The 8,997-nt window shown below is 64.2% G+C and carries 4 protein-coding genes; 1 reads left to right on the top strand and 3 read right to left on the bottom strand.

The genetic code is table 11. From position 1 onward, the window contains the following. Positions 1-607: 607 nt before the first annotated feature. Positions 608-841, top strand: a complete 234-nt coding sequence (locus ACFYR0_RS28535; RefSeq protein WP_389334081.1) for a YgiT-type zinc finger protein — start codon at positions 608-610, stop codon at positions 839-841. A 64-nt stretch (positions 842-905) separates the two neighbouring features. On the opposite strand, the gene ACFYR0_RS28530 is transcribed toward ACFYR0_RS28535, so the two are convergent. From ACFYR0_RS28530 to ACFYR0_RS28520, 3 genes are all read right to left on the bottom strand, one after another. Further along, positions 906-1,673, bottom strand: a complete 768-nt coding sequence (locus ACFYR0_RS28530; protein ID WP_389334078.1) for a transposase — start codon at positions 1,671-1,673, stop codon at positions 906-908. A gap of 12 nt (positions 1,674-1,685) precedes the next feature. Further along, positions 1,686-3,029, bottom strand: a complete 1,344-nt coding sequence (locus tag ACFYR0_RS28525; protein WP_389334075.1) for a DUF5959 family protein — start codon at positions 3,027-3,029, stop codon at positions 1,686-1,688. 305 nt (positions 3,030-3,334) lie between these two features. Then, positions 3,335-8,965 carry a HEAT repeat domain-containing protein gene (locus ACFYR0_RS28520; protein WP_389334072.1) on the bottom strand — a complete coding sequence of 1,877 codons (5,631 nt, stop codon included), beginning with the start codon at positions 8,963-8,965 and terminating at the stop codon, positions 3,335-3,337. Positions 8,966-8,997 lie beyond the last annotated feature (32 nt).

Genomic DNA, 8,997 nt, shown 5'->3' with positions numbered 1-8,997 from the left:
CTGCGTCCAGGGGCGCCTCCGGCAGAAGCCGACAAGCCGTCACATCCGGCTCTCAGCAGGCGAACCGCCCACCTCGGCACTTCTCAAAGACCCTGGGAGCGGAACCAGGACGAGTTGAGGCGGAGACGGCGCTCGGCCGTTGCGGTACGCCCGGTGGCGCACCCCCGCTTCAAGAAGTCTTGCCAGAGTCACGATCACTTGTACGCGGACACCACCAGGGAACGCCGCATGGCACTGCTGAGTCCTGGCAGATATCGAGGCCGACAATCACCAGGCCTTTACGTAGGCACCCCTGGCCGAGACCTTGCGGCTTCGGGCAAATACCAGCAGGCGCATGAATGGAATGCTTCGCGGCATCGCGATATCATCGCCGGAATGAAATCTGATAGCGTCCCACCGGGCCGTGCAGCCGATCAGTCACCGGAATCCGCTGGCCGACAACGGCGGTTCGGCCGGACTGGGGTTCAACTCACCCCGGCAGGGCGTCCCGTGAGGCTACCTCTCCGCAGAGATCGTCAGGTGCCTGGTGCCGGAACGTTTACCCCTTGATCCCTACGCCACGAAGCGTGACACGACCTGACATCTCCCGAACCGGAATCGAGGTCATATGGGATCGCTGGCGGAGCATGATTTGGGCAAGTGCCCTTGCGGTGGTTCATATTACCTGCGCAACGTCGTGGTGCGTATGACGGTCAATGGTCGCATCGTCGTGCTGGACGACATCTCGCAAGGCAGCTGCCCCAATTGCGGATCACGGGTGTACAAAGCTCTGACCCTTGAGGCGGTCGAGAACGTGATGCGTGGTGGGTCGATGTTGTCGAAACGTACGCTACCCGGCTAAGACCTGTCCCGTAAATGATCTATGACTGGTGTGGACGTGGGCGGTGACGAGTCCGCCCGCTTGCCTATCCGGCGAGGTTGAGGTTGTGGAGGCGGGCGATCCCGAGCATGGCATGGTGGACGCCATCGCCCCTGAGGCGGCAATCGCGGAGGATCTTCCAAGTCTTCATACGGGCGAAGACGTGCTCGACGCGGGCGCGGACCTGTTTGTGGGACTTGTTGTGGGCCTGTTGCCAGTCGGGCAGCTCTTCGCCTTTCCGGCGCCGGTGGGGCATCACAAGCCCGGTGCCCGGATAGCCGCCATCGGCGATCGTCAGGGTCCTACCAACGGCGGCCTTCGCGCCGGACTCCTGCCACGCCTTGCAGTCATTGCGGTTGCCGGGCAGGGGCCGGCCGACCACCACGACGAGCCGAGTGTCGGCGTCGATGACGACCTGGTGGTTCGTGGAGTACCGGTAGTTCTTGGACTGCTCGGCGATGGTGTGATCGCGGGTGGGGACGAGGGTGCCGTCCACGATGAGCACGGTGTCTTTGCGGAACCGCTTGCGGGGCTGCAGCGCGAGCGACGGGCCGAGGTGGTCGATGATGCGGTCGGCCGCGGACTTCGAGATACCGAAAAGCGGGGCGAGCTGGCGAAGTGTCAGGTTCGTGCGCCAGTACGCTGCCACCAGCAGCACCCGGTCTCTCAGCAGAAGAGACCACGGGCGGCCCTTGCGGACCGGATCCGCACCCTCGCGGCGCAGCGCAGTCACCAACTTGCCGAAGACACGCGGGCTCAGTCCTGTGAACGGGGCTATCCAGGACGACTCCGACGCCGTGATCACACCAGACATCCCAAGATCATCTCATTGCGTCAGATCATCAGGTCGTCTCTTCGTAATCGCCTTGCGTACGTGCTCAAGCCGCAGCTGGTTGTCCTCCAGCCACCCGGCCGCCACGTCCACGGGAATCTGCACTGCAATCTGCGTCGCCGGCGAGTCGTGCACAGTCACCTCCAGCGGATCCTCGGGAACCACAGACAGCCACGCACTACGGCCGCCGGGCGGCCACTCGGCTCCCTCATCCGCCTCGAGGGCATCGAGACAACGACCCCATTCATCCAGGTCTGCGCCTGAAACGTGCAGTCCGACAGTGCCGTTGACAAAGCCGCTCTCCACCGCGATCTCGGCCGCGTAGTACCTATCTTCCCCTGCCACCATCGGTGCATCGCACGCGACCCGGAGGGTCACGCTCTGCACACGATCAGCGAACCGGAAGAGCTCCAGGGCGTTTGCACCGTCGATCACGAACACCTCATAGACGAGTGAGCGGACAAGCAAGTCCGATCCTCTCGCACCCTGGTTCACCCCCGGTGTCGGGTCCCTCGCACACGGCCGCTCAGAGATACGGGACAGCCCTTTGCTGAAGTTCGCAGCACGCAGGTTGGTCCCCACGAGTTCGGCGCCACGAAGGTCCGCTCGTCGCAGGTCGGCCCCTTTCAGCCCGTCACGGCTTCCGAAGGAGGGCACTCTGAGCTTGGCCCCACGAAGGTCAGCGTCTCGTAGGTCGGCACCGGTGAGGACTGCGCCTTCGAGCACCGCCTCAGCAAGATAGGCCCCGCGCAGATCAGCGCCGCTCAACAGCGCTCCGGCAAAGTCGGCCTTGTAGAGCTGCGCTCCGCGCAGGTCTGAACCCGTCAGATCGACACCACTCAGGTTGGCTCTGACACCAGTCGGGGAACGCTCTTGCTGATCACCGAGCCGACTGGGTGATCCGGTTTTCTGGACCAGGTCCAGGTCGCCCATGTCGGCCAATCCCCGCAGGCTGACATAGCGCAGCTGGAGGGTCCTCTGATCGTCGTGGGCGATGGGGCGATTGGCCAGCACCGTCACCGCTGCTTGAAGGTCCACAGCCAGGGGTTCGACAGGCACGGCCGCCGACGTGGTCGAAGGGTCGCTCTGCTGGACGTCGGAGGCAGGAAGACGGGCATGGGCGCGTACATACGCGGCGAGGACCGACAGGCCCGTGGCATTGTCACGGGGCGAGTCGCGCATGATGCGTTCCAGGGCGTAGATGCCGCCGACCCTGACATCCGCGCTCTCGGCTCCGAGGTTCGCCACCGCAGCGTTGTAGCGACTGGTGATCTGACCTTCCTGGCTGATCCGAAGCTCCTCCCTCGCCTGACCGACCGACACCCAGGTGAAGACCACCGCAATCACCGCGGCCAACCCAGGCAAGGAGTTGACCGCAAGTCCGGCCCAGGCGTGATGGCCACCGACCGGGCTGGTCGAGCGTCGTCGGGGACGATACGCTGCCCCTCGCCTCCTTGCGGCACGGTGAAGCCGCCGGACGACGCCGGACTGGACATCCGTTGACCTGACCACGTTCCTATTGCATCGCATATGCGTCGAGAGGTCGCGGTGGAGCTCCCCCGAACGGGCTCCGGCCCTCATACCTGCGCCTTCCCTCGCACCTTGCGCGTCCAAGGGTGTTCAGAGGCATCCAGTCCGGCCGGCTACAGCACCTCCATTACGCTGGGAAGAATCTTCTGGAGCGCCAGAACCGCGTTCCGGGACGCCGCGAGCTTCCAGCGGTCGTCCTTGAGCTCGTCCGCATGGTCGGAGATGGCTCGCAGCACGATGTACCCGGACAACGCACCGTCTTCACCTTGTTCGTAGAAGTGGCGCGCCAGGGCCTCCGCCTCCGTCTCCAGCGCGAGTGTCTTCTCGTGGTAGCTGCTCAGAAAGCGCCTCTCCTCAGCTTCTTTGAACTTCACCACACGAGAGCCGGTGCCGATCGGTCCTCTCTGCAGGCGGAAGGAAGGCCGCCCGAGTCCGGCACTCTCCTCATGCGCGGTCATCGGGAACGGCTCCCCGACCGCGGAGAAGTAGTCGTTCAGGGCCATCACCACGCCGGTCGGCGGCCGGAACGCGGAGCCCCGGTGGCGAGGCCCTTCCGGCGTGCTAGCTGCCGGACCATAGTCGATCACCTGGGTCCCGATCACGACATCGCCGAGACTGACGTCAGAGTGGATCGCGCCGGCTATGCCGAGCAGGACGAGGAATCGTGGAGCGAAGTGCTTGGCCAGGTAATGAGCGGCTTCGGCGGCCGACGTCTGTCCCTGATCGACCGCTTGCGTCATCACGATACTGGGAGAGGTCAAACCCAGCGGCATAGTGGCGCGATACACGAAGCGCCCGCCAGGGCCCCGCTGTCGGTACGCGGGATTCTCTCGCTCCAGCCAGTCGCGTACGGCCTTTGCCTCCTCACTGATGATGGTGATCAGTCCGATGTCACACCCTTCGGTCACGACGCTGTCCTTCCTGTCCTTCCTCGGAGAGCCGTCTTCGGTGAAGGCCTGCAGGAACCTCTCCGGCGCTTGAGACAACGCCCGGTAAGCGTCTTCGCTTTCCACTCGGGCATCGACGTTGTCCCGCCTTTTCAGCAGCAGGGCCTCGTGGCGGTGGCGCGCGCCCTCTGTCAGCATCGTGTCGAGCCGGTTGAGGAAGCTGCGTGCCGTCGTGGCGTCGAGTGAACTGAGCGCGGACAGGGCCGAGTTCGTGAGGATGAACGAATCCGTTTGGTTCATCGCCTTACTCACGACCAGGCAGGCGGCTGCGAGTTCAGTGGGATTGTTAGCGGTGGAGAGGATGGTTCCCCGGAGCACAGCCCCCGTTGCGGCGTCATTGCGTCGGGGCGCCGCTTTTGCGCTGCCTCGCTGCCAGTCGTTGGCATTCGCCGGTGAAGTAGTCAGGAACCGCTTGGCAAGTTCGATGGACAACTTGCCGTACTTCGCGAGGGCTGTCGCGGCAGCCGTCTGATTGATGGTGTCGGGGTCTTCCAGAAGGATTTTCGTTGTCCACTGTGCGACGTCGTCGTCCCAGGCTGCCCGGATGACGGCGTCGATGACGGCACCACGGAACTTGGCCTCGCCCGTTCGGCGCGAAAAGCCTCGGTAGTCGTCGGCCAGCGTCCTCAGCCATGACTGCGGGCGATGGAACAATGGAGCGACCGCCTGCACGGCCGTGGCGCGCGTCCAGAGACTGTTTGCCTTGTCGAGTGCGCACCGCTGAAGCGCACTCACGACCGTGTCACCGCCGAGTGCTCCCAGAGCACGAGCCGCCAGCGCCACGACGGCCTCGACAGGATCTTCGAGCCGTGCCAGGAGGGCTGCGCGGGCATCCTCGGAGCCAACGCCGATCCGGGACAGCGCGGTAGCCGTGAATCCTCGTACGTAGCTGTCGGGGTCGCTCAATGTCTGGATCAGGACGGGCGCCGACCTGAGGTCTCCGATGCGCCCCAGTGCCTGCGCAGCGGCGGCACGGGTCCGCGTGTCCGGGTGGCGGACGAGTACTTCCATGGCTTGTCGGACCCCAGGGCCGCCGTCGATGGCGAGAACCTCGACAGCAGCAAGCCTCACCGCCCGGTGTGACGAGTCCAAGGCACCGATGAGTGCCAGGCGGTCTCGTTGCTCGACGATCTGGCCGAGCGATTGCACCGCCGCTTCACCCACGTTCTCCGAAGGGTCCTCCAGTACCTCTTCGAGATGAGTCATCGCGGTCTTGGTATGCCTTCTGCCAAGCGCCGCGACGGCGACGCCGCGAACCTCTTCGTCGTCGTCCTGCAGGGCGAGGATCAACGCACTCTCTCCGCCGCCTGTACCTTCACCGATCGCGGCGAGGGCGGCTCGGCGCACCGACGGATCGGAATCGGCGAGGAACGCCGTGAGGTCCTGCGACGGGTTCAACCTCGCCAGGGCGCGTACGGCCGCTCCCCGTACTTCGGCAGAGGCATCGCCGAGCGCTGCCTGAACCAGGTCGATCCCGGTCTCCAGCCTTCCGCGGCCGACGGCGGTGACCGCAGAGGAGCGGACGGCTGCGTCCTTGTCCTGGGAAAGAACAGCCAAGACACTGACTGTCCCTCGGTCCGCAATGCGTCCGAGGGCCGTAGCGACAGAGCCACGGACGATCGCGTCCTCGTCCGTGGAAGTTTCGAGGAGAGGGGCTAACGCGGATCTGTGTCCCAGCCAGCCGAGCGCAGTCGCAGTCGCCCCCCGTACGTGCGGCTCCGGGTCCTTCAAAAGGGGGACCAGCTGATTGAACACTGACGGATCACCGATTCGGCTCAGGGCCGTGGCCGCATTCCAGCGTACTTCGGCGTCCTCGTCGCGCAGCGCCTCGCTGACGATCGAGACAGAGACCGGGTCCCCGATCTTGCCCAGCGCGAAAACCGCAGCTTTACGGACATTGCGGTCACGGTCCCGGACGAGGGGAATGAGTGACGGTACTGCGGCCGGATCCTCGATCAAGCCGAGAGCCACGGCACAGGTTCCTCGTACACGGGCCACCTCGTCGGCAAGGGAACGACAGAGGGGGCCGGCCCCTTCGATCGCTCCGAGCAAGCCCAGAGCCTTGGCCGCCGATCCGCGGACGTTGGGCTCGCGGTCGTCCAGTCTGCGAATCAGCGCAGGCACCGCCTGGACGCCGTTCAGGAGGGCAGTGGCTACGCATGCGGAACCGCGAACGATTCGGTTTTCGTCCTGCAACAGCTCGATCACCGTATCCAGTGCGTCCACATCCCCGAGCTTCGCCACGGCATGACATGCCGCCCCTCGCACTTGGGAAGACGCGTCTCCGAGGAAGACGCGGATACGGGTAGCGTCACCCTCGCCGCCGTTGCGGCCGATCACGGTGACCGAGGCGGCACGATTCACGTCGTCCTGGTCGTCCAGCATGGCGCGAGCGTGGCCCAGCGCAAGCGTGCCTTCCGTTGCCTCCAACGCAGTGAGTGCGGCACCTCTCACAATCGCGGCGGGATGATGCACCAGCTCGCTGAAAAGTCTTCCGCGAACGGGTGCGGCCATCGTCCGGAGCATCATGCACAGCTGGGCGAGGGCGACGGGTTCGGATTCCTGCAGAGCGGCTATTGTCTGGTCAACTTCAGCATCTGAGAAGAGTGCTCTTTTCTCGGCGGTCTGACGAAAGTTCAGGTACCGGCCGACGGCCCCGATGGCGGAATATTGAATGTTTTTGTCGGAGTGCTTCATGCCTGCAATGATTTGCGGCAGGTCCTGCATGTCGCCACAGCGCCCTAGCGCTGTCAGGACCCCTGCCCGGACAATAGGATCCTGCTCCAGGAGTTTGGTCCGAATAATCTCCGCGGCGACCGTTCCGCCGATACGACCGATTGCCGTGATCGCCTTTCCGCGAATCTTGGGTTCCGGGTGATCGAGAAATGACGCCAGCGCGGGGATGAATGCTGGCGAGCCGATTCGACCTAGCACGCTGAGCCAATGCCCTATCGCCGGGTCTTCGAAATGTGCGAGATTTTCGTGGAGCCGCTGCACGGCCGGTTCATCCGCGCGGGAACCGAGTGCATGTGCAGCCTTTACCCAGACGTCCTTGTCCTGATTCTCCAGCATCGCGATCAGGAGGTCCGTGGTGAGCTCACTGAAAGAGGGGTGTTTCCCGTCACCGATGTCGGCATCCTCCACGTCGGCCGAAGACTCGGTACCCCTACCCGCCCCGTCCTGCTCTGCGGCTGGAAGCCTGTCAGATGCACCGGGTGCTGTTCCTGCGGCGGACGGAGGCGCCAGTTCCTCCAGGGTGGCCCGTGTGCGCTCCACGGATCGGCGGCGTTCCACCTGGCGCATCAGCTTTTTCAGCTGCCGTCCGTCGAGCGTGCCCATGAGCAGGGCGTCGCGAACGTGGCTCCAGACGTCAGGCCTCTCCGCAGCGAGTCCGTCCAGTAGGCCGTTGGCCAGACCTTCCACCAAGCACACGCGAGGCAGTGACCCCACCGCGTCGGCGCACCTGGTCCGGTAAATACTGGACATGGTGAAGCCGCGTCCCAGTGCCCGCCATACCGTCGCTCTCATTCCCGTATCCATGAGGGGGGCGTTGGCAACGACGATGTCGCAGAGTATGTCGAAGCGAGCCTCCGCGGCAGCGATGTTGACGACATCGGCCGTGGCGCTGACGGGATCCGCCTGCAAGGCGCTCCAGTCCGCTACGAATCCGCCGAAGAAGTGACCTGCGTAGGTGATGGGGGGCGGTGACTCACGTCCCCAACCGACTGCGAGTCCGCATTCGGCATACCTCTGATGACTGAGGGCGAAAGACCTGGCTGCGACGGGTGTTCTTGCAATGCCCGGTTCGATGGGGCCAGCGTCCAGAAAGAAGTCGAGAATGTCGCTGTAAAGTTCGAGTGGAAGTCTCTTGGACATGAGTTGCAAGACTTCTTGGCGTGTGAATTCGCCGGACTCTGCGATCTGTGCCAATGCCGCACACGCAGCCCATGCGGCGTCGGCCGTAGCACCGGACTCCACATGCCGTGTCACTGCCGGGGGCACACGATCAAGCAGCACGTGCGCGTGAGCGGCTGCTCGAACGAGTTCCGCGCGGGAGCCAGGGGCCGAATCGTCGCGCGGATCGCGCCCGCTCACGAGCGTCACGAGCCCTCGCAGCAAAAGGGGATTCGTTGCGAGTGCCGAGAGGCCTATCCCGTTCAGCCATGCGAGGTGGGAGTCCGCATCCAACCCATGATGCGTCAAATATTCGCACACCTGCTCGGTGTTGAACTCCTGCAATCTTAATCGGCGGACCCAGCGGAAATCGCCGACATTCTCGTCCGGATTGCGACTGCTGATCGCAACCGTGAAACCGTGGTTACCACCCGCCAGCTGATCGATAAGTCGCCACGTGCGACCGCTCGGGAAATCTCGCCTCATCTCGTTGACCCCGTCGAGAAGGAGAACGACTTTTCGATGCTTTACACGTGATTTCCAGAGCTTTTCAGGTATTGTTGCAGGCCGGGCCTGCTTAACGAACTCCAGGACGTCCATGCCCTTGGAAATCTTCGCCTGTCGCAGTAGTGCCGAACTGAGGAATAGCACCGGAGTGTCCGACCGGAGGAGTTCGATCTCCAGGCCGCGGAGGGCGGTCGTCTTCCCGGATCCGGCCGACCCGTGGACGATCCAGGTGACCTCACCTGCTTCACGGAGCTGGGTAGCGAAGGTTGTGAAACAAACCCTTGCGTCTCCCGATCCGCCCACATCCTGCTCAAGCAGGTGGGGCTCCACCCAGAAAGTCGGCATATGCTGCCGGCGTGCAGCCAAGAGGGCGGCGAATGCGTTGTACTCACTCATAGGCTGCAGGCCCCCTACCTTGCTCCCGATCG

The organism is Streptomyces sp. NPDC005017 (genome assembly GCF_042873115.1).
Lineage (GTDB): Bacteria > Actinomycetota > Actinomycetes > Streptomycetales > Streptomycetaceae > Streptomyces.
The sequence above is the reverse complement of the archived record's forward strand: the minus strand, read 5'-3'. Positions and strand labels throughout refer to the sequence as shown.